This window comes from Sporosarcina sp. NCCP-2222, from assembly GCF_023168145.1.
Lineage (GTDB): Bacteria > Bacillota > Bacilli > Bacillales_A > Planococcaceae > Sporosarcina.
On sequence record NZ_BQYK01000001.1, the window covers coordinates 370,666 to 395,836 of the forward strand.

At 41.0% G+C, this 25,171-nt stretch carries 23 protein-coding genes; 4 read left to right on the forward strand and 19 right to left on the reverse strand.

What is annotated here, in order from left to right; all coding sequences use genetic code 11:
* From NCCP2222_RS02045 to NCCP2222_RS02080, 8 genes are all read right to left on the reverse strand, one after another.
* Positions 1–1,778: transglycosylase domain-containing protein (locus tag NCCP2222_RS02045; RefSeq protein WP_248509771.1), on the reverse strand; the 1,778-nt coding region annotated here is incomplete at its 3' end.
* A 279-nt stretch (positions 1,779–2,057) separates the two neighbouring features.
* Entirely contained in the window at positions 2,058–2,465 is a 408-nt protein-coding gene (locus NCCP2222_RS02050; protein ID WP_248509139.1) for a hypothetical protein, read from the reverse strand.
* Positions 2,466–2,742: 277 nt separating this feature from the next.
* Positions 2,743–4,200 carry a sodium:solute symporter family protein gene (locus tag NCCP2222_RS02055; RefSeq protein ID WP_248509141.1) on the reverse strand — a complete coding sequence of 486 codons (1,458 nt, stop codon included), beginning with the start codon at positions 4,198–4,200 and terminating at the stop codon, positions 2,743–2,745.
* Positions 4,197–4,394 (reverse strand): DUF3311 domain-containing protein, encoded by a 198-nt coding sequence (locus NCCP2222_RS02060; RefSeq protein WP_248509143.1) that lies wholly within the window; start codon positions 4,392–4,394, stop codon positions 4,197–4,199. The genes NCCP2222_RS02055 and NCCP2222_RS02060 overlap by 4 nt, the downstream gene beginning before the upstream one ends.
* 61 nt (positions 4,395–4,455) lie before the next feature.
* Positions 4,456–5,817 carry a dihydroorotase gene (locus tag NCCP2222_RS02065; protein WP_248509147.1) on the reverse strand — a complete coding sequence of 454 codons (1,362 nt, stop codon included), beginning with the start codon at positions 5,815–5,817 and terminating at the stop codon, positions 4,456–4,458.
* Between the two features lie 14 nt (positions 5,818–5,831).
* A complete protein-coding gene (locus tag NCCP2222_RS02070) occupies positions 5,832–6,563 on the reverse strand; it encodes an IclR family transcriptional regulator (RefSeq protein WP_248509148.1) in 732 nt (243 codons plus the stop codon).
* 218 nt (positions 6,564–6,781) lie between these two features.
* Entirely contained in the window at positions 6,782–8,014 is a 1,233-nt protein-coding gene (locus NCCP2222_RS02075; RefSeq protein WP_248509149.1) for a M20 family metallo-hydrolase, read from the reverse strand.
* 100 nt (positions 8,015–8,114) lie between these two features.
* Positions 8,115–8,759, reverse strand: coding sequence for an AroM family protein (locus tag NCCP2222_RS02080; protein ID WP_248509150.1), 645 nt, complete (start codon positions 8,757–8,759; stop codon positions 8,115–8,117).
* A gap of 478 nt (positions 8,760–9,237) precedes the next feature.
* Here NCCP2222_RS02080 and NCCP2222_RS02085 point away from each other — a divergent pair, with 478 nt between their 5' ends.
* On the forward strand, positions 9,238–9,954 hold the full coding sequence (locus NCCP2222_RS02085; protein WP_248509152.1) for a ferredoxin reductase domain-containing protein: 717 nt from the start codon (positions 9,238–9,240) through the stop codon (positions 9,952–9,954).
* 420 nt (positions 9,955–10,374) lie between these two features.
* On the opposite strand, the gene NCCP2222_RS02090 is transcribed toward NCCP2222_RS02085, so the two are convergent.
* The 3 genes from NCCP2222_RS02090 to NCCP2222_RS02100 all read right to left on the reverse strand — a co-directional run bounded on the left by NCCP2222_RS02090 (position 10,375) and on the right by NCCP2222_RS02100 (position 14,852).
* Positions 10,375–12,642 carry a hypothetical protein gene (locus tag NCCP2222_RS02090; RefSeq protein WP_248509154.1) on the reverse strand — a complete coding sequence of 756 codons (2,268 nt, stop codon included), beginning with the start codon at positions 12,640–12,642 and terminating at the stop codon, positions 10,375–10,377.
* Between the two features lie 125 nt (positions 12,643–12,767).
* Positions 12,768–13,148 (reverse strand): Imm10 family immunity protein, encoded by a 381-nt coding sequence (locus tag NCCP2222_RS02095; RefSeq protein WP_248509159.1) that lies wholly within the window; start codon positions 13,146–13,148, stop codon positions 12,768–12,770.
* A 60-nt stretch (positions 13,149–13,208) separates the two neighbouring features.
* Complete coding sequence (locus tag NCCP2222_RS02100) at positions 13,209–14,852, reverse strand: DUF6138 family protein (protein WP_248509161.1); 1,644 nt, start codon at positions 14,850–14,852, stop codon at positions 13,209–13,211.
* 255 nt (positions 14,853–15,107) lie between these two features.
* Here NCCP2222_RS02100 and NCCP2222_RS02105 point away from each other — a divergent pair, with 255 nt between their 5' ends.
* The 3 genes from NCCP2222_RS02105 (at position 15,108) to NCCP2222_RS02115 (ending at position 17,719) form a co-directional block, all read left to right on the forward strand.
* Positions 15,108–16,490: an SMI1/KNR4 family protein gene (locus NCCP2222_RS02105; RefSeq protein ID WP_248509166.1), complete on the forward strand. Its 1,383-nt coding sequence runs from the start codon at positions 15,108–15,110 to the stop codon at positions 16,488–16,490.
* Between the two features lie 57 nt (positions 16,491–16,547).
* The gene (locus tag NCCP2222_RS02110) at positions 16,548–17,081 is read left to right on the forward strand and encodes a hypothetical protein (protein ID WP_248509167.1); all 534 of its coding nucleotides are present in this window, start codon (positions 16,548–16,550) and stop codon (positions 17,079–17,081) included.
* A 92-nt stretch (positions 17,082–17,173) separates the two neighbouring features.
* Positions 17,174–17,719, forward strand: a complete 546-nt coding sequence (locus NCCP2222_RS02115; protein ID WP_248509169.1) for a DUF488 domain-containing protein — start codon at positions 17,174–17,176, stop codon at positions 17,717–17,719.
* 503 nt (positions 17,720–18,222) lie between these two features.
* Here NCCP2222_RS02115 and NCCP2222_RS02120 read toward each other — a convergent pair.
* The 8 genes from NCCP2222_RS02120 to NCCP2222_RS02155 all read right to left on the reverse strand — a co-directional run bounded on the left by NCCP2222_RS02120 (position 18,223) and on the right by NCCP2222_RS02155 (position 24,994).
* Positions 18,223–18,918, reverse strand: coding sequence for a DUF4274 domain-containing protein (locus tag NCCP2222_RS02120; protein WP_248509171.1), 696 nt, complete (start codon positions 18,916–18,918; stop codon positions 18,223–18,225).
* Between the two features lie 33 nt (positions 18,919–18,951).
* Positions 18,952–20,238, reverse strand: coding sequence for a DUF1963 domain-containing protein (locus tag NCCP2222_RS02125; protein ID WP_248509173.1), 1,287 nt, complete (start codon positions 20,236–20,238; stop codon positions 18,952–18,954).
* Between the two features lie 68 nt (positions 20,239–20,306).
* On the reverse strand, positions 20,307–21,230 hold the full coding sequence (locus tag NCCP2222_RS02130) for a DUF7638 domain-containing protein (RefSeq protein WP_248509174.1): 924 nt from the start codon (positions 21,228–21,230) through the stop codon (positions 20,307–20,309).
* A 49-nt stretch (positions 21,231–21,279) separates the two neighbouring features.
* Positions 21,280–21,702 carry a DUF6678 family protein gene (locus tag NCCP2222_RS02135; protein ID WP_248509175.1) on the reverse strand — a complete coding sequence of 141 codons (423 nt, stop codon included), beginning with the start codon at positions 21,700–21,702 and terminating at the stop codon, positions 21,280–21,282.
* Positions 21,703–21,747: 45 nt separating this feature from the next.
* Positions 21,748–22,392, reverse strand: coding sequence for a hypothetical protein (locus NCCP2222_RS02140; protein WP_248509177.1), 645 nt, complete (start codon positions 22,390–22,392; stop codon positions 21,748–21,750).
* A gap of 4 nt (positions 22,393–22,396) precedes the next feature.
* Positions 22,397–23,044 carry a CPCC family cysteine-rich protein gene (locus NCCP2222_RS02145; RefSeq protein WP_248509178.1) on the reverse strand — a complete coding sequence of 216 codons (648 nt, stop codon included), beginning with the start codon at positions 23,042–23,044 and terminating at the stop codon, positions 22,397–22,399.
* Positions 23,010–23,417, reverse strand: a complete 408-nt coding sequence (locus tag NCCP2222_RS02150; protein WP_248509179.1) for a hypothetical protein — start codon at positions 23,415–23,417, stop codon at positions 23,010–23,012. The genes NCCP2222_RS02145 and NCCP2222_RS02150 overlap by 35 nt, the downstream gene beginning before the upstream one ends.
* Before the next feature lie 188 nt (positions 23,418–23,605).
* A complete protein-coding gene (locus NCCP2222_RS02155; RefSeq protein WP_248509180.1) occupies positions 23,606–24,994 on the reverse strand; it encodes a VanZ family protein in 1,389 nt (462 codons plus the stop codon).
* Positions 24,995–25,171: the final 177 nt, after the last annotated feature.

Below are 25,171 nucleotides of genomic sequence, written 5' to 3' on the forward strand. Positions count from 1 at the left end.
GTTTGATCATAACCTAGCCAAACCGCACCTACGATATCCGGTGTATAGCCGACGAACCAATGATCTTTTGAGCCATCTACGCCTGTAAACGGCAGCTGGGTAGTCCCCGTCTTCCCCGCTACGTCGACACCTGTAACTTGCGCCTTCTTGCCCGTCCCATCTTTAACAGCACCTTGCAGCATATAAGTCATTTGCTGGGCAACTGCCGCAGCTGTAACGTCTGTTGACTGCTCTTGCCACTTTCCTAGGACTTTCCCTTCTGAATCTTTGATTTCGACAATTGCATGGGCCTCCATCATGACTCCATCATTCGCAAACGTTGAAAACGCCTGCGCCATATGCAAAGGAGATGTCCCTTTGTGCAAGCCCCCTAAAGCGAGGCCAAGATTATGATCATCCTTTTCCAATGGAATGCCGAATCGCTCTACAGTGCTTACACCTTTTTCAATTCCAATCTGGTGCAAAAGCCAGACGGGAGGGATATTATACGAATGAACGACAGCATCATACATCGTCACCTGCCCTCTGTATCGCTTATCAAAGTTTTTCGGTGAATACCCATTGATGTTGATTGGTTCGTCGACAAGCAAATCCGATAATTGATAGCCCTGCTCGAGCGCGGCAGTGTAGACAGCAAGTGGTTTCAAAGAAGAGCCCGGCTGTCTAATAAGCTGGGTTGCATGGTTAAAGCGGCCATACGTATACTCCCCTCTGCCCCCAATCAATCCAAGAATCCCCCCCGTTTTAGGATCCAAAAAAACGGAAGCACTTTGAATGAGCTGATCTGGCTTGCTTTCAGGAAAATAACGATTATCCTGATAGACGGCTTCAAGTGCTTCTTGGATAACAGGATTTAACGTCGTCGTAATATGCAGTCCGCCAGATAAAACTTCATTTTTCGTCAAATGATACTTGTTGACTGCTTCGTCAACAATACGGTCTATATAATAAGGATACTTCCCTGTGTAATCCAACGTGTCTGAATCGGCTAACACAATCTTTTGCCCAATTGCTTCTTCATATTCTGCTTGAGTAATGTACTTTTCGCCTTTCATTAACGATAAAACCAGATTGCGCCGTTCCACCGAAGTTTTCATGTTTTTGTGAGGAGACAATTGAGAGGGCGCTTTTATTATTCCCGCTAATGTAGCACTTTCGCTCAAAGATAATTCACTTACATCTTTTCCGAAATACACTTGCGCAGCACGTTGAACACCCCATGCTCCCTCTCCAAAATAAATTTGATTCAAATAGCGCTCCATAATCTCATCTTTTGAATACGTACGCTCAATCTTTTTCGTAAGAATCATTTCTTTGAATTTACGAGAATACGTCCGCTCGTTAGTTAAAAATGCATTTTTCGTGAGCTGTTGTGTAATCGTACTCCCGCCAGCCACGACCTTCCCTTTCAATAAGTTTTGTGTAAAAGCTCTCGCAATCCCGACATAGTTAATGCCGCTATGTTTGTAAAATCGTTGATCCTCAACAGAAATGACGGCTTCAACGAGCTCTTTCGGAATTTGGTCTAGAGAAACTCCTTCAATTGTCGAGTTCGATAATTTACTTACGATCTCTCCGTTCTCGTCATAAATAAAAGTCGGTCTCGGTTCGGGTTCGTCTAGTTTACTTACATCACTAGTAGAAATTAATAAATTTAAAATGACCATTCCACAAACGGCCAGTACGAGCATTCCGATAAGCGCGATGCGCAATGGCTTCTTCCACCTAGACCATTTCCCCCCTGCTTGTACTCGTTTCTGTTGTTCTTTATATTCCATTCTTTTCAAATGAATTCCACCTTCTAGATTGCCAATTGAACTTTCAAAGTTTAACATGCCGGAAAGTAGAAACCCAACTGAAAGACTATAGGGTATTTTTAACAACGCCGGCCGTTAACAGAGACGTTTTTTCTCACACAAAAAAACACTTCCCTGATTTACTACCTCTAAGGGAGGTGCTGAAAAAATGTTTGGTTTGGTTGATGCCTTTTAGTTTATTGTTTCTTCCCCGATTATCAAAGATGTTCCATGCACAAGTACTCTACTTAACTTATAAGGTTAATCGCTATTCTCAACTAACACTACATAGAAAGCTACGGATGTAGGTGGATTAGATTCTCTTACATAATCACAATAAACGCGTACTTGTTGATTTAACTTGAGTTGCCCAAAATTTATTATATCCTTGTAATCCTTATTTTTAGAGATCTTAATTCTATCAACACCATAGCCTTTTATAGCACCTACTATTACACCCTTAAAACTAATTGGCTCTTCTGCCAACCAAATAGAATTAAATTGTTTAGACACCACATAACCTTCTATAACGATATAGTTATCAGGAAGCTCCGCCACATCAAAAGATGTACTTTTCTGTAGGGGAATAGCGTTAAGGATTACAATTAATACTAGTAGCAGTGAAAAAGCTAATAGTACTCTTTTAAAATCTGGATTTTCTTTAACCAAATCACTACCTCCTCTAGCACAATACCTACTAGAAAAACCATTATTCATGTGATTAAAAATAATTCCGAAATTTCATCTTATCTCTAATTTAAGTATAACGGAATGTTTGTAAAAACAAACACTTTCCGTCTATTAATCTTTCATTTATTAGCTTTATTTAGTTGTGATAAACGAGTTGGCTATCAATACAGATTTGCTCCAAACGAAATAAAAGGGACTGTACCAGAAAGTCAATTTTCATCGACTTTCTGGACAGCCCCTTCTGTAATGTTTGTACTTATGATTTTAATTCAACTACGAGGGATTTTTTTGTGAAGAAACTTACTATAAGCATAACAAGTATATTACTGAATAATGCTATGATCCCAATGTTCAAGTCTTGAATAACACTTGGCAGGGATGGAAACAGACTGGCCATTGTTGTTTTAGAAAATGTGACATATAGAACAATTGCCACACCAACAAACATTCCATATCCAGAACCGTATTTTGTAATCCCATTATTTTTTCTTAAGCTCAAATATAGTGAAGGTGCCATTTGTGTAATTAAACTAAAAGAAGTTAAATATAACGTTGCAAGTGTTTCACTTCCACTCATTGAAAAGAAAGCACACAAGATTGATAATAGAACAACGAATCCTTTTGCAGAGAATGCTTTGCTTTTATCAGAAATACCAGGCTTTAATGGTTCAATCACATTCGTAGTAATCATTGTTGCCGCTGACATAAGCATCATCGAACCAGGAACGAGTGTGGCTAATAATCCTGTCGCCCCAACAATACCGACAAACCAAGGATCAAATGTCTTCATCGAAAGTTCTAGCAACGCCAAGTCTCCATTTTTCAAACCTGGAAGCTCAACAATTGCTGTAAATCCAACAAAGTAAACAAACAACACCATTAATGCGTAAATCGGAAGCAAAACGGCATTTAATCGAAATGCTTTTGCATTTTTTGAAGCATAAATGGTTGGTGCATTATGAGGCCACATAAAATATGCAAATGCACTAATGGCAACAGTTGAAACAAACCATGAAACGCTTAATCCTTTATGGGGAAGGGTTAATGCTTGCGGTTTAAATTCATTAACTGATTGGAACAATCCTCCGAAACTTCCATGGTAATGGACCGGCAAGTAAATTCCTAGGAATACGATAACGAAGAGAATTAAGACGTCTTTAATAGTAGAAGTCCATGCTGATCCGTGAATTCCCGAAACCATGACGTAAACTAATAATCCAATCATGCCTACCCAAACTGCTACATTGGAGGAAATGGCACCGTAGGAAGTAGCCGACACTAAGATCCCCATTGATTTAAACAGGATCGTGATATATGGAATTAACGCTAAAACTCCTACGATGGCTACAAATACTCCAAGTCCATTACTGTTGTATTTAGATGAGAAGAACTGTGATTGCGAAACGACATTTTTTTCTTTTGCGTATTTCCAGATAGGGGGTAATATCCAATAGGATGTCATGGTACCTAAAGCAGTAAAAGCTAATAAATAGAATGCCGCAGCCCCGTTATTAAAAGCCAAACCACTTGTTCCTAGCAATGTAAATACTGAATAGGTTTCGCCAGCTAATAATAAGAAGACGAAGATCCCGCCAAAACCGCGACCACCGATTGCCCATTGCTCCATACTCATGTCTTTTCCGCGCTTTGCCATAAGGCCTAATGCGATACTAAGTGTTAAAGCTAGAATGATAATAACCAGAGCACTGTTCATTCTTCTACCTCCTTATTAAGAGGATCCAAACGATAAATGACAAACATGATGATCGAGCTCATCACTGCCCAAAAACTAATCCAAAACAAGAAAAACGGTATGCCTAATACATAGGGATCAATTTTATTTACAAAAGCTGCGCCGCCTAATATCGCAATAAAAGGCAATGCGGCAAGTATGTAGTATGGCTTCATATGTTCACCTTACCTTTCAAATATCATGCTCGCCCATCTGGTTGAACTTCACGGGAAAACATTATTTAGCTGCTGATCCAGGTACAAATTTACCGAAGCCAGGACCTTTTATTACGTTTTCACCATCGAATACTTCTTCTCCACGTAAGATAGTGGAAATCACTTTACAATTCAATTCTTGTCCATTAAATGGTGTTAATTTCGAATATGATTTAAAAGAATTTTGATCGATAACTGTCTTTTGTGCTGGATCGATTACTGTAAAATCAGCATCATATCCTACACTGATCTGTCCCTTTCCAGGTATAGAAAATACTTCTGCTGGATGTGTTGACATTAAATTTGAAAATTCATTCGGTGTTAATCTTCCATTTGAAACGGTGCTATTAAACATTAAAGGTATCATAATTTCAACGCCAGGCAGGCCTGATGACGCAAGGAAAATATTTTCGTTGCCTCTCTCTTTTTGCTCTGCACTCCATGGAGCATGATCGGAGGAAACCAAGTCGATGTTTCCTTCTTCAATATGCTTCCACAAACCTTGCACTTCCTCTTGTTCTCTTAGTGGAGGATTGTTTTTAGCGATTGGTCCGTATTTATCCAAATCATCTACATCCATTAACAAATATGGATAACAAGTTTCACAAGTAACTTTCACTCCTTGAGCTTGGAACAATTTAATCAAGTCAATTGTTCTTGGATGACTAACATGAACAATATGGAGTTTTACATTTGTCCAATAAGCGAACTCCATTAATTTCAAAACGGCACTCGTTTCTGTAACAGGTGGACGCGTTTCGTTATGTGCTTTAGGATATACTTTTCCTGCTTTTTGATATTCATCAATCAGATCTACAATGATTTCATCGTTTTCTGAATGGAAAGCAGCACGAAGTCCTGTCTTTTCAATCAACTTCATCGCTTTCATTATTTCAGGATCGGGAATTCTAGGAAAACGATAGGCATCTGTTTCAAAAGTGGACATTTTAAAAGCAATTGCCCCAGCTTCTGCTAAGGGAATAATTTGATCTGTTCCATTTATCTTCGTAATGGTTCCCCATAAACAAATATCGACAACTGCTTCTTCCTCTAATTGTTTTACCTTCTTTTTAAATTGATCAACGTTGTTAACTGGGTTTGGCAAATCATAAGGCATGTCTAGAAAAGTAGTTATACCACCCGCCGCCGCAGAGGTGCTCGTTGTCACAAACCCTTCATCAGGATTACTGAAACAATGCACATGTACATCAATCATGCCAGGGAATACAAATGCGTCACCGTAATCTTTAACTTCATCCGATTGCAGATTACCAGTTCCTTCATGAATGCTGATTATTTTTCCTTCTTTGATTCCTACTTCTCCTTTCATGACTTTATCTTTCAAGACAATTTGCCCTTTAATAATGCTATCTACTTTGTTCATTACAAAAACTCCTTTTATAATTGTTTTTCTATTTTCTCAATCGCTATTTTTATTTCTTTGACAATTTCTTGGCTATCCCTCTTCGCTATTCTTTCCTTTGGCCCTGCTACACTCAACGAGGCAACAAGTTTATGATCACTATCAAATATTGGCATACCGTATGAGATAACACCTTCATCAATTTCACTATCAGAGTAGGCATATCCTTTCTGGCGAACAGCGTCTAAATGAGTTACCATTTCGTCCAAATCCACTATTGTTTGTTCCGTATGTTTTTTTACGATTCCGCTTTTAAATAACTCTTCAACAAAATGGTCATCCATATATGCCAATAAAGCTTTAGAAGAAGCACCACCATAAATTGGGACTATGTTTCCTTGTTCAGAAGTGACTTTTATTGGATGTCCTGAAGGAACTGCCCCTAAACAGACAGCTTGCATATTAGAAGGAACCAACAAGATGGAAGTTTCTCCGGTGGACTTCGTCAGCTCTCTCATTGCCTCATGTGATATGACAGGTAGGTTTGTATCCATCTTCACAATTTTAGCGAGCTTCAAAAAGACGTACCCTAAACTATAAAGTCCTGGAGAATATTCAATCAGGTATCCTTTTTCTTTCAAAACCCTCATATGTCTATACACAGAACTTTGCGGCTGCTGCAGTCTTGTTGCTAGTTCAGGCACACTTAGCGCTCGTGTTTCAAAATCAAACTGTTCTAGAATATCCAGTGTTTTTTCAGCACTCAACTATATATCCTCCATTTCAAATTTACGAACAACCCTACAAAGATTATCATTTAGTGATAACTCATTATCTATAAATGATAATATACAGAAGCGAAGAGATTTTTGCAAGCGCTTTTATTCAGTTATTTTTAAAAAAATAGAATAACCCATTAATTATTTTAATATAATTAATGGGTTGTTTTATGCTCTATAAGGTTATTTAAGGTGATTTGTTGGGCTTATTTTGAAAAAGCCAACACAGCATTTAACAAGACTTTCGTACCTAAATACAAGTCTTCTTTTTCCGCCCATTCCTCTGGACAATGACTTCTACCATCTTTGCAAGGTATGAATATCATGCCTACAGGTCCTAGCAATGACATTTGATTGGCATCATGACCTGCTCCACTTGGTAATTCGATCACTTTATTCGTAATTGAACTGCATGATTTAGTTAATAACTGTTTAATTTCATTACTAACGACGATAGGTGCTGAACGAGATACATTTTCAGTTATCACTTTCATATCCCGCTTTGAAGCGATATTTTTCACTTGTGATAAAAACTCGGTACCGACAGCATCTATAACACCATCAGAAATACTTCGAATTTCAACCGCAAATTCTACTTTACCAGGAACTACATTTGAAGCATTGGGGAAATTATGAATAACGCCAACTGTACCTACTACAGGCTGTTCATATTCTTTGTTGGCCACATTCTCCAAAGCAAGTATCATCTCGGATGCTGCAGTAAGCGCATCATTTCTCATTTCCATGGGCGTGGTACCAGAATGGTTTGGTAAGCCATCCACTATTACTTTATAGCGCTGAATTCCAACAATACCCGTTACAACACCTATTTTCGCATTTCTTCTGAGCAAAACAGGTCCTTGTTCGATATGTAATTCAAGGTACAACGCGATTGAACCATTCTCTCGCTTACATTGTTTAATATGAGCCGGATCTCCACCCGCATATGTAATTGCTTCCGACAAGGACTGCCCATCTGAATTTGTGTATGCCAACATTTCTTCAGATAAGTTACCCGTCCACGCCCGGCTTCCAACTGTAGAAAGACCATATTCTGACGGTTCCTCTGCTGTAAAATCCACGATTTCAATCGTATGTCTAATGGAAATATTATTTTCTGTTAACGCACGTACAATTTCCAATCCTGCAAGAACTCCCGCAATACCATCAAATCTCCCTCCATCTGGAACCGTATCGGTGTGAGAACCAATCACAATGGGAGGTAAATTAGGCTCTGTTCCTATCAATCTTCCAGTTACATTGGAGGCTTCATCCACCTCTACTTCTAAACCAATATCTTTCATTTGATTCTTCAACCATTCTCGTCCTTCGTTATACTTTGCAGTAAAAGATCTTCTTGTCCAAGGTTGGTTTTCAATCGTAATTGACGCTAAATCATTAATCGTTTTCCATAATCTTGTTTCATTGATTAAATCCATATTCACACCTCGTATATTTTAATTGTAATCAAGTAACTATGTAGTTTAAATACTCAGTATATTAGGAGTGGGTTTGTTTCCTATTTTCTATCCTCTAGTACTACTGTAACGACTTCAGTTTTTTAACTACTAAATGCTGAGCATTATAGCATGTGCATTCGTGATTGCTTTCAATTACATCTACCAGGTCATAGTCATAGCCATAGCAATCCAAAATTACATATTCTGGGGAATGAAGTATGATTTCTTTGTTTACTATACCAAGAACATTTTCAGCTTTAGGATTTGCCACCACAAAGAGTTTGTCTCCCTTTACATCGGACCATTTCAATTTGGCTGATGGCAATTGTTCTTTTATCGGAATGAATATAATAGTTGTATCATTGCTATTTATATTATTTGCTTTTTCCCGAAGTTCCTTGATCGGATAAATGATGGTGGTTTGATCAGATGCGGATTTAAATATACTCATACATAACAGCGCGATTGCATCCGATGAATTTTCATATTGTCTAATCAGCTTACCGATTCTCTCTTCGATACATTCATGACTGATGTTTGATGTCCCCTTATTATGGACAACAAATAATTTTTCTTCACCGGGGACTTCTTCTAGTTTTTTAATTTCTCCATCTGAAACCCCATCAAGTGCACCAACCAATTGGACATCTCGAACCCCTCCTTTAATAAACGCTTTCAGCAAATCTTCTCTAGGAGTTTGGCCTATCGTTAATAAAGTAAACATGTCTCCCCTCCTGCCTTTTATCGTTTTTGCGACAGTTATTGTTTTTCCTACTGAAGCATGATAGAGATATTACCTAACAATATTTTGATTGTCAATTCGATTAAAAGCATGATTACATGACTTATCATGTTATCTTACAGAGTAAATCAAGCTAAATTTATACCAATAATGATGTGTCCACCTAGCTTTCTATGGATTTGACATTTTGATAAGAGACAACTCTTTATTAAAGTGAAAAAATAAAAAATCATTGAAGTGAGAGTGATCTAGGTGAAAGATTTAGGAAAAAAATCGCAGACAAAAACAGTTGATGTAGTAATGTGAGAAGAGCCTGAAGAATTTCGTTTTGATTCTCCACTAGACATATACTAGAATTTCTTTTCTCTATTCCAGCCTGGCTATTTAATTGAGAATAATTATCACTCAATGTATACTAAAGAAGTCACAGATAAATATGAATGAGATAGGAGAGTTCTTAATGCAAATATATTGGACTAAAATAAATCAGATTATTGAAGAAACGTCTGAGGTTAAAACGTACCTGCTAGACTGTCCAAAAGACTTTACATGGAAAGAAGGTTCCCATACCCACTTCGCACTGGAAGGTTTTAATGCTGGAGAAAAACCGAATCGCGGCCTGATTCGGCATATGTCGATCTCCACTTTACCGCACGAAAATTCAATCGGTATTACCACACGCATCAGAGAACAGTGTTCTGAGTTTAAATCGTCCTTACGAAATCTTAAGGTCGGCGATGAAGTCGCACTATTTAAAACCCATTCGAATATACCGCTTAAAAGAGAAGACAAAAATGTTTACCTGCTGTCATCAGGTGTTGGCCTAGCAACTTTCAGACCAATCGTACTTGATTATTTTGATCGGGCTGACAATGTCAATAAAATTCATTCACTGAATATTGACTCATCAAATGAATTTTTATTCACTACTATTTTTGAATCTTCAACTGAAAAAAAGTTCACATCAGAATTTGTCGATAACCGTGTAGATTACTATGAAAAAGTGAAGAATCTTGCTGCTGACAAGGATGGACTATTCTATGTTGTGGGCAGCGATGAATTCCTTGTGCAAAATATTCAATTACTGCGCGAGCAAGGCATCAAGGCGGAACAAATTATGCTCGACAAGCGGGAACAGGCACTGCTTGAGTTTTTATCAGTTGATTTGTCAGTTTAAGTGAGACACTATTTTAGCTAATACTAAATAGTTTCCCCTGTCATGTGTAATTGTTTAAGTTTTACCTCATAAGTCTAATCCCTCATTCCTGAGATGGAGGGATTAGGCTTTTTTCAGTATGCTCCTTATCGCTGCAATAATGAGTGATCTTGGCACTAACACCGCTCCATACTCCCCATACTAAAATGAAAATCATAGTAGGCATAGTCAGATTGTCTACAGGATAAAAGATAAGGTAAAGTCTAACTAATGCAATCGGAAAAATAGTTACCGTTCGGATAAAGTTTTGGCTCAGTCAAAGAGTTGACCTGCATCCAAAGACGCTACAAAAAAAGCAACAAAAACCTCAAAATTAAACAAATTAAATAGCCTGTCGAAGCGACAGGCTTATTTGACTCCCTCATAGCCTTAGTGTTCCAGTTATCTTATAGCATAATTAATAATCATGGCTTCTTGAGTACCTTCATCGTAAGCAATCCACAACTCATCTCCAACAACGACACCATATACGGGTTCGATAGTCTGATTAATGTGGTAGGAAAATCCGTCTTTTTCTACGATAATATCGGCTATTGGTCGTTCTCCCTTTGTTCCATCAAATTGTACAGAGAGCACTTTTGCCGAGCCCTGCTTACCTTGAAGTAATCGAGCCTCCTTAAGTAAATCTTCTTTTTCTATGTTAACCGGAAGTACTGTACCCACTGTTAGGGACATGTTCTGAGGCACAAAGAGACTATTGACTTTACGAATTCTGTCCGCTCCACTAGTCACCATAACTTCCATAAGCATTAGCTGTTTATGTTCAATGATGATCGGCATTTTCTGCACATGGATGACTTCACCTTGCAAGGAGAGTTGGTCAGATGCCTTACCTATGCTTCCATGGCCGTACCTTACGATTCTCGCCATACCTTGAATTAGAATTAGGTCTGCTCGTTCACCCGTACGGTATTCAAATCCGAAAGGTTGAACGACAGGTATTGTATAATCGCATCCTTCTGCTGTGAAGCGAAGCTGAAGGGCTTGGCCCCGGTTTACATTTCCATAACGATCGATTCGGGTGAGGACCGCATCTTTAATATGTATCGGTTGAGACTCTTGCACCGCATGGGTAAGATCCTCTTCTGTGATGAACACGGCCTTGTGTTTTTTTCGGTTGTAACTGATCATTACAGGATCGCCAATGTGAATAGAATTCAAATAGGAGATGATCTTTTTGATTTCTACTTCATTCACTTGCCCTTCATCCATGAACTGAACGTTAAAGCGGACTTGCGGGCGTTCATTCACGTATGTACCCGTTTCTTCCATTTCGACAATCCTGCCCTGAATATGCTCGCCGTCTCTCACTTTTTTCATGCCTGATCTTGCCAACATACGCGGGACGATTGAGAGGCCTAGTGCTAAGGCTAGAACGATGAATACCCAAACTCCCCAGTTAATGACGATGGCCCCACCTTGTTTTACATAGTTCCAGAAACTCTGAATGGAGACTTTGTTTTCTTCTTCTTGGAGCATCCATCCTTCGACCTGATCACTCGAAATCAACTGAGCCTTATGGTTGTTCAGATTGACATGGCCTGATGCAAGATCTCCCCCATGATAGAAAACGTCGTCACTGCCCAATTGCTTGTAAAATGCAGTCTCGCTATTTTTCAGGTTATCATACGGCAGCTGCGTCAGAAGTACAGTGGCATCTTGAAATTCTCCCGATTTTTCATTAAATACATATCCGATGACTGTCCCTTCTAGTTCATCTTCTGCAGTTGAACCGGCAATCAGAACCTCCTCATCATTCAATAAGAACACACGGGCTTGATAAACCGGCTTTGGTGTTGGAACCGCTGACCCCCAATGTTTCGTGTTTGCGTCATAAAATACAGCTTCTTCCGGGTAGTTCCCATTTTCGCGTACTATCCTCCCAGTATCGAAACCGAAGTTTTTGGCAAACTGAGCGCCCGCACGATCCTGGGCGGCAAACGTCCCTTCCTCCTCTTGTTGAAGCAGTACGGCTACATCGCCATTTTCGTCTAGCAATCCGCTGACTAACGCAGTTCGATTGTCCTGTAAACTCACTGAAAATAAGGGAACTGCCTGATCGTTCTCAAAACTTCCATGTACTTCATCTATCCGGACAGGTCTTGCCGGAAGCAATCCTTCTTCGCCCAAATTCACTTTCTCGAGCTTTCCGTCTTTCACCTGCGCTATAAAAAATGCAGAATGTGGCGATTCCCAAGCTACAATTAGTCTGCCGCGCCAGGAATAAACATTAGAACTCCAAGCAGATGGAATTTCTATTGTACTCTGCGCCAACTCTTCCACCTCACCTGTTGGTTGGAAATAGTTTATTTGCAGTCCACGAGAATCGTCATAGGTCGGAACGACGATTCCATCCTTCTGATAAGTCGCCGGTCCCAGCCCGGCTATGAAATCGGTTTGTACAGTCGTCTTGTTTATTACGGTTTCCGTAGCGGTATCGAAAAGATAGACATCATATTGCTCACGAAAGCGGTCATCATTTGAAAAGCCTATCAATTTCTTTCCCTCATCCAGCATATAAGCGCTCTCCAAAGTTGGTGTGGAGACATCCAAATATCTCATGTAATCTTTCCACATGGTAAAACTCAAAAAAATAACTGGAATGAAAAACACTAGATTGCCGAGAGAAATCGCTCGCTTTTTCTTCATTCTTTCTCACTCCCTCGGTTAGTTTGAAAATAACTGCTGTCGAATCATGTTCTAAATTGTACATTTTGGTTACAAGAAGTATTTTTTTATTAACTGCTTAAAAACAATATTTATACCTCCAAACTCTACGTAACCTCAATTGCGATCTCTTGATCTACATTCAATTTGTTAAACTGACTTAATAAGGCATCATATCTTTTTTCATCCAGATCATATTCAATGATTATGGAATCAATTATGCCAAGTGATCTTGCGGTCTCTTGAGATAAATAGATTGAAATATCTTTCCGCCTAAGTATGATCTTACCTATCCCTCCATAAGCAAATCTATCTTCACTATTAAGTGTAATATGCACCTTATTTAGAATGGGTATGTCTTCAATACATAATGACTTTTGAAACAACACATATTCTTTGGTTTCAAATTCATCATCTGCAAATCCAATTAATATTGTCTCATCCTCAATCCCTACATACACAAATGAGGCTTTAAATAAGATTGACATGCATTCTGCCTCTCCCACCGATATATTCTTGAAGACCTTTCGGGATGAATTCAGCACCTATCAACTAACAAGAGAAAGCAGCTCTGCATATATTGCCGCAAGCTCAGGCTTTGTTTGATTTGACTTAACGGCCTTTCTCAGCTTTTGCAGGCTGCCGAATAGCCGGTATAGTACTAGCTCCCGTTCATAGATTTCTTTAGATAACAGCTCTTGAAGAAGCGCTTCTGCCAGCTCGATTCGATCGATGACGAAGCTTTTTATAGGTGTTGCTTCCTCATTCCCTGCCAGCAGTATGTCTATTAGAACCGGCATCAATTCCGGCTCCACGCCGTGTGCGTCCATAAAGACTTGCGCATAACCATCTTGAATCATTTGGTGCTCCGTATCTACCATCTCCATATAACGAGAGACGAGCGAGAAGTAGTCCCTGCTGGACAAGCCTAATCCGAGTACCGCATAGGTGCCAGGCATGACCGACTTTTCACCAGGCTCTGTATCTTGATACCATGCATAAGGTTCCATCGCGGTAATTGCATACGTCTCCAATTTGGGATAAAGGGCTGGATAGGTCAGCGCACCTGCAAAAAACCGATGAAGTTCCGATTTAGCCATCTTTTTTAAAGGAAGATAATTCTTTTGTTTGCTTTTCAGCTTTAGGCTATATTCTTTCGGAAATCCTTTTTGCAGCAATTCGGTAATGTGATCCAACACTTCTCCGTAAGCCGCTTCCTCCTCGGCCAAAATCCTGACTGCAATGGTCTGCGTCACATCATTATTCTGAACTTCTGCATAGGTTCCTTTGTATACGGGAGCGAATTTCCCGCTTCCCCTCCGGATATAGTCTTTCGCCTCTTTTGACCCAAGCTCGACTGCAAGCTTCAAATATTGCTCACGAGCATCCGGTCTCATTTTTCCTATTTGGAGAGCAGTATACACAAAGAATGAAAGTTGTTCTGTATTCGGCAGCGCCCCATCCTCTTTAAGTATCCAATCTTTCGTATAGCTGTCGGCACGGTTAAAATAGCGAGGAAGATAAACATTCTGTATCCAACTATCCATAGCTGAAGTATATTGGCTAGTCCATTCGTCCAAGCGTTCTTTGTTGCTTCTGAGCTTGTCGGATAAACGACCGATTAATGGGGCAACTGTATTTTCTTTCAGCTCGATTAGATCAGGATTTACCAAAAGACGCGAAAAGAAAAACTGGTCATCTCCACTCGGCAATATGGGAAGATCAGACATGATTTTGGATGTGATAAACTTCTGTAATGATTGGCGGAGCCGATTTAATTTCTCATCATTTACGAACTGATCGCAAATCTTTATGTCTTTATCTTTCATTTCAATAGAAAGAACGAGCTGGAATCGATAATCAAAAAAATGTGGTCCCAGTTTATCTGATAAGAAGAGCCCTTCCACTTCCTTGCGTAATGCCGGATAAAGCTCAGTTCTAATTCTTTCTTCCGATAGCTCGGCAATATAAGGACCTGCTTCGATTTTATAGGAGCTGTCAGTCCAATCAAACGGTTCATCAATATCAATATGTATTTTCCCGTTACGCCAAGCGACCTGTAAATAATCAAATACCCCGGCCTGGAGCGGGCGCTTGGATACGAACTCATTTATCCTTTTGCTCTCTTTGTAGTATACAGGCATCAGCTCGTTCCACACATCTTCCAAAAAACTCTGTACTGCTACATCCATTACTGCTCCTCCTCTTCATGTTAAAGATTATCACGGGAAAAACCTTCTTCCTCGTGCCAAGTTGCTACGTATTTCTTACATTTAGAACTATATTTTTCTTCCGCACTCTCAAATCCTATACTTGAGAATACTTGTATTATGATTCCACATATTTAATGAGTTATAGTATCCTCTATTATAATGATTACTATTTTATAGGTAGAGGCGGCCAAGCACAAATTAACCTCGTATCTTACTAATATCTTGGAGGTAGAAATGAATCTAACACTATTGGAACAACTGAACAATTGGCATGAAACAGACGACCATCAGCAAATTGTTGATACAATATCAGCAATCCATGAAGAGGAACGGGACTATGAAATCATCACCCATTTGGCCAGGGCCTATAACAATTTGGGGCTTTACAAGAAAGGGCTCTCCCAATTCAATCGTATTTCTGAGAAGGGCGAGCAGGATCCTCTCTGGCATTACCGGGTAGGCTTTGCTCTTTATTATTTAAAGAGATACGAGGAAGCGGTTCGGTCTTTCCGTAAGTCTGATCAATTACAGCCCGGCGATCAACATACCGAGTACTATTTAAATCAAAGCATCTGTAGAGCGGAGAAGCAGAAAAAAGAAGAACTTCGGATTGCCAAGAAGAGAGCTTCCATGAATCGCGTGGGTTCCGAATTGGAGACAGTTACTTTCTCTGATGTGTTCCTAGCAGATTTCTGGGAGGACAGCGACTATGCGAGAGAGGAATATCAATCCGAGCCGCTTACCGATGAATTGATTAAGTCTATCGAGCAAGAGCTTGGGTACAAACTTCCCTCCTCTTATATTCAGCTAATGAAGCATCAGAATGGCGGCGTGCCGAAAAACACCAACTTCCCGACAGAGGAGCCGACTTCCTGGGCAGAGGATCATATCGCAATCACAGGGATCAGTGGAATTGGCCGAGATAAAAGCTATTCCTTATGCGGGGACCTGGGCAGCCAATTCATGATTGAGGAATGGGGCTATCCAGATATCGGCATAGTGATCTGTGATTGTCCTTCAGCCGGCCATGATGTCGTCATGCTGGACTACCGGGCTTGCGGCAGAGAGGGTGAACCCGAAGTCATTCACGTCGATCAAGAAGACGATTATGAGATCACCTTCCTTGCCGATAATTTTGAGGAGTTCATCAAAGGTTTGGTGCACGACGATCATTATGATACGTCTGAAGAAGACAAAGAAGAAGCACTGGATAAAGTGGCGAACGGCACATTCTCGCCGTTGCTTGCGGAGCTCTGCTCGCGAGTAACCGAAGTCGATCAGGTGGAAGAAAAAATCCGCAGCATCTGCACACGGATTGTTGAGGAGAAAGGCTATTTTTCCTTTCATGCGGATGAATTATCGTACGTCATGTATGATGTTCAATTTTGGTTATATACGAAGTCGTATCCGGAGACGACTCGCGAGCAGTACGTGGCAGCCTATGAGAACATCATCGCGTTTGGCGGAGAATTCGGACAAGGCGGCTATGCTCCCGGCTTCATTACCGATTGGCTTGAGGTCCGCAAAAAAGAAGGACGGATTGTAAAAGATCATGGGATAATTCGGTTTACCGATTCCTATACAGCGGAAGTGATTGAGAGGTTAAATGTAGGCTGAATGATAAATCTGCTGTAGCCGGGAATACTACACCAAAAATAAATGGTGGCGAAACAAATGACACGATCTTTCTTACTTTTGCTGATCTCCTTTTGTACGTTGTTTACCCCGGCCATCTATGCAACAGCAAACGACGAACCCCGTCCGTATGAAGAAATTTATCCCGAAATAGGCTACACAACAGTGGCAGAGGCATTGCATGATTTTGAGCAACATTTCAAGCAAAAGCTGAAGCTTCCGATGAGAGTACCGCCAATTCCCTTTACCCATCATTTTGGCAGGTTCAGTAATTTGGATGGCGATGTGAATGACTCCTTTGAAGTAACGTTTATACATGATCAGTTATCTGAAAATCATTATAAAATTAATGTACGGCCTGTAAAGTATAATATTCCGTTAAGCGAAAAGCATGTGGTGAATACCTATGAATTAGAAAATGGAACACTCGCCACTTATACAAATTTTGCAGGATTCAATGTGCTTGTATTCGAAAGAAATGGCTGGCAATATATGCTGAGTATTGATAAACGAGTAGCAGATAAGGTCACTCCTGAAACCTTGGTGGACATCGCCAATTCGATTGTGTATTAATGCAAGGCAGCCAAAAGTTAAGCGTATACTGTTGCTATGTTTTACCCACACCCCTCAGTGGAAAACTTGTAACATATAGAGGGGGTTCTAAAGTGGAGATTTTTACGATCGGCCATTATTCACATTCGCAAGAAGAATTTATCGAGCTGCTCGAGCTTGCGGAGATTGAGCAGCTCGTCGATGTGCGGGCGTTTCCGGGCAGCCGTAAATTTCCTTGGTTCAAAAAAGAGGCGATGGCGGAGTGGCTGCCAAACGCCAGCATCGCATACCGCCATATGCCAGACCTCGGCGGCAGGCGTCCGTCTTCTGACCTGGTCTCCCCTGCGCTGAATGACGGCTGGCAGAATGCCTCTTTCCATAATTATGCGGATTACACACTGTCTCATTGCTTCCATGAAGGCATCGATGAACTGATGAAGCTGGCAAAATCGAAGCGGACGGCATACTGCTGCTCGGAGCGCCACCCCGCCCGCTGCCATCGCCTGCTCATCAGTAATTGGCTTGCCGCCCATGAATGGGATGTCACCCACATCATTCCGTCAAAAGACGGCGGAGAGCTGGTCGCGCACGAACTTGGAAAATGGGGCGCCATGCCGATCATTGAAGAAGACGGGACTGTCGTGTACCCGAAACTGTGAGGATGGCAGTTGTGTCAAATGATGAGTAGTGAGTAAATCGCAATCACTTTGACAGCGGCATGACCGGCCGCTTCTGGGAATATTTGCAGCTGTCACCGCAGAATGCGGTGAACTTAGACTGCCTGCACTCCTGCCAACTAGCATAGTATGGCATCTTATACATCCTTACATTTGTATAAAGCCTATGTCAGGATTGGAGTGGAAGGCGGCGACTCCGGCGGGAACAGCGCGAGCTGAAGACCCTGGATTGAGCTTAGCGAAGGAAGCGGCTGAAGCCGTGCCCGCGGAAAGCGTCCGCCTGGAGCGGAAATCCGGTTGTTTTGAAGAAATTCTGAAGAGTCTTATAAACTATAAATTTGTTATTCAACGAGCTTGCTGTGATAAAAATGCCCATAAATTTCTAGACCATTCAGGATTACCTTATCATCCAGCACTTTACTATCCATTCATACCCTCCGTAGCGGTCGGTGCCTAGAAGGAGATTGCTAGACAACTTCATGTATTTACCTTAACAGCTCCAATCTTTCATTCAAGGCAGCCGCAAGTTCTGCAAAGCGTTTTTCCTCTTCCGTATTCAGATCCTCCCGATCCATCCAATCCTCTCCCTCTACCAAATCATACATATCTAACAAGGTAATTTCCGGAGCGGCAGGATTATGAAAAACGGACAGCATCGGTTCCGGACCGTCATCCCAGTTATAGTCGTTCACAATGGCATGTAAAATTTCCGGCGAGTTGATCCGTTCAATCGCCTCGCACATCTTGTCCTGCGACTCTTCATAAAGAATCTCATCAACAATCTCCTGCTCCTCTTGTGTCAGAGTGAGGCGAATGGCTCCTTTCGTTTCCAGCAGAAGGTCCGCGAGCTTTTTATCGGTACGGGCGGCATTCCAAGCAGTCGCCAATATGCCTTGTGACGAGTCCAGCTTGGCTCCAGCTTCGATGAGCTTTACCAGAGCATCCACTTGCTTGAATTTCACAGCCTTCTTAAGAGGTGTGTCACCTAGTCTATCCTCTGCCTCAAGATCCGCTCCATGCTCGATCAATATCTCGATCGCCTGAACAGGCATGCGATTGGTCAAGAACAGCATTAGCGGCGTTCTTCCCCTTTCGTCCCGTTCGTTCACATCCAGTTCCGCTGCAGCCTTCCGTACGAGCAGAAGATCATCATTCTTCTTGCTTATTTCCTTCCAATTCAAGCGTACTCCTCCTTAGTCCGATACTGGACCTATTCAGCTTTGCTGATAGGTCGTTGCTGTCATCCTGTCTTCGGGACAGATGAAGAGATAAAGGATGCCCTCACCGTATTTATCAAAATCAGCATAATCGACCTGCCCGAGAAACTGCATTCTTCGTTCGCAGCAAGGACAAACCGGGTACTCTGCATCCTGCACCCAGCTTGGATGGCCGCCGATCTGCGAATCCAATTGTGACATCGTCCATTCTGCAGCATAATACTGCGATTGCGGCTCCTTGGAAAGGACGAGACGGGGTGAAAGTTCAATAGTGCTGTCTATGTCATCCATGTCCGGAAGATAATCGGGTTCCTCATTATAGCGGCTCCATACAGGCACGCCATTGCCCAACTCCATGTATATCGTGCTAAACGCCCCGCATAAGTCACAGGTTATCACTTGCAGCGTCTCCATCTGCAAGTCGAGATATCGCAGGGCCGGATGGGAGGCAGCTATGTCCACGAGCTTCGTTAACTTCCTATTGCACCATGGGCATGTTGAATCGCTTGTCTCCAAAAAATGGGCATGCTGTCCTTCAGTGAACTTATCATTCCGCTCGTCTGCTTGCCTGATCGCGTAACATAATGGATTGACAAGATCGCGCCGCTCCCCATCCAGAGTAAGCTCCCACCCTCCGTCAAGTGCATACGTTTCCGGTGGTACATATAATTGCTCCGTCCATGTGGGGGGTTGCATTTGCCATTCCCGGAACTGCTCGATGACCACTTCATCACCAATCCAGCCGAATGCAAGGAGGAGATGATTCCGGTTGTCCTCGTCCCAGTTCACACGATTTATTAGCTGATCACGAATCTCTTGCGATGCGTCTTTAAAAAGAATCGGGTGATGGAACAAGCCAAGCTGGATCAGCTCAGGCAAAGCATCTGCTATATTGTCATTCCGGTAGCATACTAGAGATAATAGAATATCTTCTGCTTCATCTTCATTGTGATCAGCAAGGCATTCTATTGCGTAGTTCAGCATACGTGCCGCTTCTTGTTCTGATAAAGAGATGTACATCTGCTCTATGCGAACCGTATGAGGAACATATTTAATAAGAGGATCATGCTTCTTCGGGGCATGCATCACCTTGAGAATCTCTACTGGATCGGTTAGCCCCTCATAGAGATTCACCGTTTTGCGGTTCTCCTCAATATACGCTTGCCGCTTTTTCCGTTCCTGCTCCTGATGGCACGGCATGCAAATACCGCCTGTCTTGGCTGCGGTGCCCGGCAGAATCGTTGCGCTGCAGCCTTCCGTCTGGCATGGAATTCGTTCCGTCATGGTTGATTTCCCCCTATTACTGAGTGATTTACAACTTCGAAAAGACTGCAGCCTGCATTCTCTCAGTGTTAAACTTCTCGCTTCTCATTTGGACTATAAATAATTCGCTGGTAATCCCAGTCTTTTGAATCCATATCCCCCAAGTACATCCGTTCATGTTCGGGAACAAGCTCATATTTTTCTTTTAAGCGGTCTCTATTGAAATCACTTGGATTGGCTAAATAGTGATAGTACGCTTCTCTGCAGATTTCTAACGTCGTTTTCTCCCCTTTTAACCGATTGTACATATCGGTCAATTCCTTCTGTTTTTCTTTCATATCTGCTGCAAGCATGACTGGTGAAAAATATACTTCTCCTAACTCCCCGATAATGACTTCCAACGAACCGGTGAATTCCGTGAAAAAGACTCCGCTCGTAAACAACTCGGCAACTTCATCGAACTGAAAGTACTTTTCAAAATCGGAATGATAGACTCCAACAAGCCCGTTTTTGTACACGACCATGTTCACTAAGTAGTTTTTTTCATTTTCCTTCATAAAAATAAATAACCCTTTTCCTTCAGCTGTCTCATAGAACATTTCACGCACAACATAGAAATCGACAGCCGTCGGTGAATGGACAATCTTTCTTCTTTCAGTTATCTCTTTTTGCGTTTTCGTTATGGTAAATATATTTTCATATTCAGGATTGAGTTGTTTTACTTTATGTATCACATTTTCATAATAGGTTTCGTGATCGAACCGCCAATTCGCTGATTGGATCTTATAAGCGCCTAGTCCATGAATCGAAAGAGTCCTCCCCACAGGCACACTTGGCGTTAGCCAGCCGATGTCCAGTTTTTCTTTAAGCCCCTTTAAATCGACTAGTTCCCAGCAATTCGCCATGCCATCTTCATACACATCCAGATTGACGAAGAAATATTGGCCTCCATTTTGGATGATGCCTGGCATAGTAGTTCCTTCAATTTCTTTTTTTCTTCGTATTTGCTGCATCCTGATTACACCTCCGAATGATTTCATTTTAAAAACAGCAGTTTCCGTTTCACTTTGTTAGTAAGCTCATCTCTGATATGTAGCCATAAATAGTATATGTATCCTGATCGAGTCGATAGGGTATTGATAATTCCTTCAGTATTTTCCCAAAGTCATCTGCAATATCAACAACTTCAGGCGATACCAGACGTCCTCGATGTTTCAAATACCTCGGCCGCACGCGGATCCATTCTACATTGTAAAACGGGTCAATGCCCTCTATCCAATCTCCCCAATACCACACATCCGACTCAAACTCTTCCGGGTACAATTGATCTTCCATTACATATTTGATCTGGTATGGCGGCGGAAATAACAATTCATTCAGCACGGCATCCTGGAGTTCCCTCCACTTTGTATCATTCATGACGGAAGCTAGATTTCTGTCCGCAACGGCTTCCATTACTCTCATTTTGTGTTGATTCGGTACCATATGAGACCTCAGTTCAATCAGTATTTTTATCAATTATATATATCATCAGGAACCGATATACAGCTTGTTCTCCGAGAAGACCGCTGAGTATCCATTTCTGTACAGTTCAAAATAAGGCGCGAACGGATCACCTTTCAATCCATATCGGTGCCATTGCAGATAATAGGAGATCCAGTAATCACACGCAATCGAGTAATAAGCCTCGTCGAGGATTTCAATCGGCTCATCGTAATCCTTCTGGTCACTGATGATGTCGAAAATCGTCTCATATAATTCAGGTTCGTATTGCTGGCGGATTTCATCGATTGTTCCTGATGGTACAATTTCAACATCTTCGATTCCAAGCAGATATCCCGCGGAAGACTCTTTCAGTAAATCCTGTAAGCCTTGAATCAAGCCCCTGCCATACTCCAGCAATCGCTCATCGGATACACGGCCAGCTTTGCCAGTAAAATATCCCGGTACGGTAGGTCCATTGAAATCCTCAGGATCTAGCATTTTATAGATTTGGTAGATTCTCTGTAAATACGCATGCCCCTCTTCAAGAGGTGCAAAAGTAGCCTCTAGGTCTTTTCCGCCGGGCATAAACATTTGGAAATACCCATAGAATTGTGCTTCCTCTATCTCCTCATCATCAAGCTCTTCATCCATCAACTGTAGCAGATAGTTTGCATACGATTGTTTATCCATAGGATCACTCCCTTGAATCATTATCAGCCTTGCTGTAGATTTCAAATCTGTCGGGCGCGACAAATGTAGTTTCTTGTTCTGAACAAGCCCCGTATTTTTCAAAGTTCTTTCTGCCTTCTGATAAGGTCATATGATTGGGTCCGCTATAGCGGATTGGGTCATCGTTGCCGTCATCTTCCCAGAAGCAGACGGAACAAATATCATATTCCCCTCGCTCTGCCAAGGTTTCATAAGTACAGCAAGGACAAGGCAGTAATTTTTCTACATGGCCTTCCACCTTAATATTGCCTCCTACTATTTTTGAAACACGTTTAGCTAAATATTCGTTAGGATGGCCATAGAAGCTACCTTCAGCATTTATAATTAACAATTCATCATAACGGGAGTCCATTACATCATTTGTGGGTTCATCTGAGTTCAACAATTCTTGCTGCAGCGACTTGGAGAGAACATGAAATTCAGGGTCCTGTTCATCGATTCCCCAAGCGTTCCATAGCATTCCCTCACGTTCATCCCTCGTTAGTTTCGCGATATCCTCTTTCAGGATGATTTGTATAGCTTCCTTCCGTAACACCGTATCCCTCCGTTCTATCGTTTCCTCCGGCAAATCCATTATTTCATACCGGAATGCCGTAGTACCGCTTGTAGTCATTCATTATTTCACCTTTAGAAAAACTGGCAAAATCGGTTTCTTCATGGTTCATAAGATAATCCATTGTCTCAACTGCTTCTTCACTTGCTGCAGTCAGCAGATAATCGAGGGTAGCGTCATATTCTGCGCCGCATAGGAGCTGGACATCAATATAGCAGCTTGTATCAAAGTTTTTTTGCTTTGCTTCCCAGATGAGCAGACTGTCTTCCACCGCTCCGATTGAAAATAACATGATGCAGAGTGTTTTCAAGTAGTCATTGTCTTCGGCATCTTTATTATCAATTTCTTCTCTCAACAGAGTTCTTATGTTCTCACTATAAATCCTATCCGGCTCTAAGCCGTATTGGTCTAGAACCGTTTCTTCTTTATTCAATTCATTCACTCTTTCCAGTTTATAGTATAGAAATCCCTGACCTTACTTCGGGGTGTGTGTTTATCAGATCGTGCTTCCTTCCATTTTATACGATAATCGAAATTAATAAAAAGGGCAGCCCTAATTGGGTTGCCCTTTGGATATATCATTTATTTATGGCCTGATGGCTTACTTATGCCCATTGCTGTCTAGATTCCCGGAATTAATATTGTCATTTCCGTTCCATCAACCGTACTATAAAAAGCATAAACTGGCTGGTAATAGCCTTTTGAATCTAAATAATAGCTTACCTCCACTTTATGAATCGTTATGTTACCTATCTTCTTATTGTCGTAGTAATAGTTAAACTTCCCATTTACAATATCCTCATATGCTTCTTGTTCGCTTTTTATTTGAACATCCCTTACCTTCTTATAGGTAACTAATTGATTGTCAATTCCTTTGACCGTATCATCACTGTAATATTTTGCGACCAATAAACCGTCAATTAATTGATTCTGTATTTCTTTTTTATCGACTGTCCACTCAAACACACCTGTATCTAGTTTCTTGAAACTGGAATCTTCCGGGATTTCAACACCGAATACTGTTAACTGTTGCTGCACTGCTTCTTTATCTACATCTTTCGGCTCGACATCCCCATTATGGCTTGAGAAATCCAAGAAATCATAACTGCCATCCAAGAATTCGAATGACAGGTTATAGGAATTTTCCCCATACACCCGATACACACCTAAATCCGGATAAGATATATCCTCCATATTCGACGGATCAACATTTATTCTTTTAAAAAAGTCTACAACAAATTCGTCTGCTTCCTTCTTTGTAAAGCTAGGTGCTTTATAAATGGGAACTGAAAATCTTTTATCATTGAGCTTTATCTCTACTGTTTTAGCAGCCTCTGTCATATCTGTTTTGTGAATTGGCCTGATGGAAAGATTCCCGAACTCCTTGACATGATAATAGAAAAACATGCTTCCAAATACGATTCCTGTTAAGAGCAACGGTGAAAAGTAGAGAAAGGAATGCTTTATTTTCTTAGCTTTCATTGTTAGTAAGCCCATGATGATGCCGTACCCAATAATAGACCCTACTAGATTATTGAATAAATCATCCAGCTCAAATATACCGTATCCTGTGACTAACTGAGCACACTCAATGAATAGGGTGAATAACGCAGCCATGCCGATGGTCCATACAGGTTTTTGAAAACGTGAATGCAATAACGGAAAAAGAAATCCAAAAGGGACAAACATAAATATATTTAAAAGCACAAACTGCCAGTTCCTCACATTAAAGTTATACCAGGCCTCTCTGTACGATGAAAACAAAGATAGTTCCATCTTGCCCTGGAAATTAGATCCCCTATTTAAAAAAGTAACGCCAATAACCATAATGACATAACAAATAAACAAACCTACTAGGAGCAGCCGTCTCTTTGAAAGTCTTTTCTTCCCACCAAAAACCTTTTTATTCACAAAATATATGAGAAAAAAAATAATCGCTAATCCAAGTACAGCTAGTACTGCAAGCAAAAAGTATTTTTCAACTGAGCCAATTATTTCTTGTAACCTCATTTTCTACCCCTTTATAAAACCGATTTTATCGTTAATAACTTCAAGAACAGTATTCATTCATGTACCTTATCAATGGAACTTCCGTTATGTAGTTGAATTTAAAACCTTGGACACACGCAACATTTCTCTCCATATTTCCTCCCGCTTTTTAAATAGTTTTCGTATAACTATTATGAT

Excerpts from the sequence above, each read along its gene's own strand:
- NCCP2222_RS02055 (WP_248509141.1), bottom strand. The coding sequence starts at position 4,200 with ATGAACAGTGCTCTGGTTATTATCATTCTAGCTTTAACACTTAGTATC.
- NCCP2222_RS02060 (WP_248509143.1), bottom strand. The coding sequence starts at position 4,394 with ATGAAGCCATACTACATACTTGCCGCATTGCCTTTTATTGCGATATTA.
- NCCP2222_RS02065 (WP_248509147.1), bottom strand. The coding sequence starts at position 5,817 with ATGAACAAAGTAGATAGCATTATTAAAGGGCAAATTGTCTTGAAAGAT.
- NCCP2222_RS02075 (WP_248509149.1), bottom strand. The coding sequence starts at position 8,014 with ATGGATTTAATCAATGAAACAAGATTATGGAAAACGATTAATGATTTA.
- NCCP2222_RS02080 (WP_248509150.1), bottom strand. The coding sequence starts at position 8,759 with ATGTTTACTTTATTAACGATAGGCCAAACTCCTAGAGAAGATTTGCTG.
- NCCP2222_RS02085 (WP_248509152.1), top strand. The coding sequence starts at position 9,238 with ATGCAAATATATTGGACTAAAATAAATCAGATTATTGAAGAAACGTCT.
- NCCP2222_RS02090 (WP_248509154.1), bottom strand. The coding sequence starts at position 12,642 with ATGAAGAAAAAGCGAGCGATTTCTCTCGGCAATCTAGTGTTTTTCATT.
- NCCP2222_RS02095 (WP_248509159.1), bottom strand. The coding sequence starts at position 13,148 with ATGTCAATCTTATTTAAAGCCTCATTTGTGTATGTAGGGATTGAGGAT.
- NCCP2222_RS02100 (WP_248509161.1), bottom strand. The coding sequence starts at position 14,852 with ATGGATGTAGCAGTACAGAGTTTTTTGGAAGATGTGTGGAACGAGCTG.
- NCCP2222_RS02105 (WP_248509166.1), top strand. The coding sequence starts at position 15,108 with ATGAATCTAACACTATTGGAACAACTGAACAATTGGCATGAAACAGAC.
- NCCP2222_RS02110 (WP_248509167.1), top strand. The coding sequence starts at position 16,548 with ATGACACGATCTTTCTTACTTTTGCTGATCTCCTTTTGTACGTTGTTT.
- NCCP2222_RS02125 (WP_248509173.1), bottom strand. The coding sequence starts at position 20,238 with ATGACGGAACGAATTCCATGCCAGACGGAAGGCTGCAGCGCAACGATT.
- NCCP2222_RS02130 (WP_248509174.1), bottom strand. The coding sequence starts at position 21,230 with ATGCAGCAAATACGAAGAAAAAAAGAAATTGAAGGAACTACTATGCCA.
- NCCP2222_RS02135 (WP_248509175.1), bottom strand. The coding sequence starts at position 21,702 with ATGGTACCGAATCAACACAAAATGAGAGTAATGGAAGCCGTTGCGGAC.
- NCCP2222_RS02140 (WP_248509177.1), bottom strand. The coding sequence starts at position 22,392 with ATGGATAAACAATCGTATGCAAACTATCTGCTACAGTTGATGGATGAA.
- NCCP2222_RS02145 (WP_248509178.1), bottom strand. The coding sequence starts at position 23,044 with ATGACTACAAGCGGTACTACGGCATTCCGGTATGAAATAATGGATTTG.
- NCCP2222_RS02155 (WP_248509180.1), bottom strand. The coding sequence starts at position 24,994 with ATGAGGTTACAAGAAATAATTGGCTCAGTTGAAAAATACTTTTTGCTT.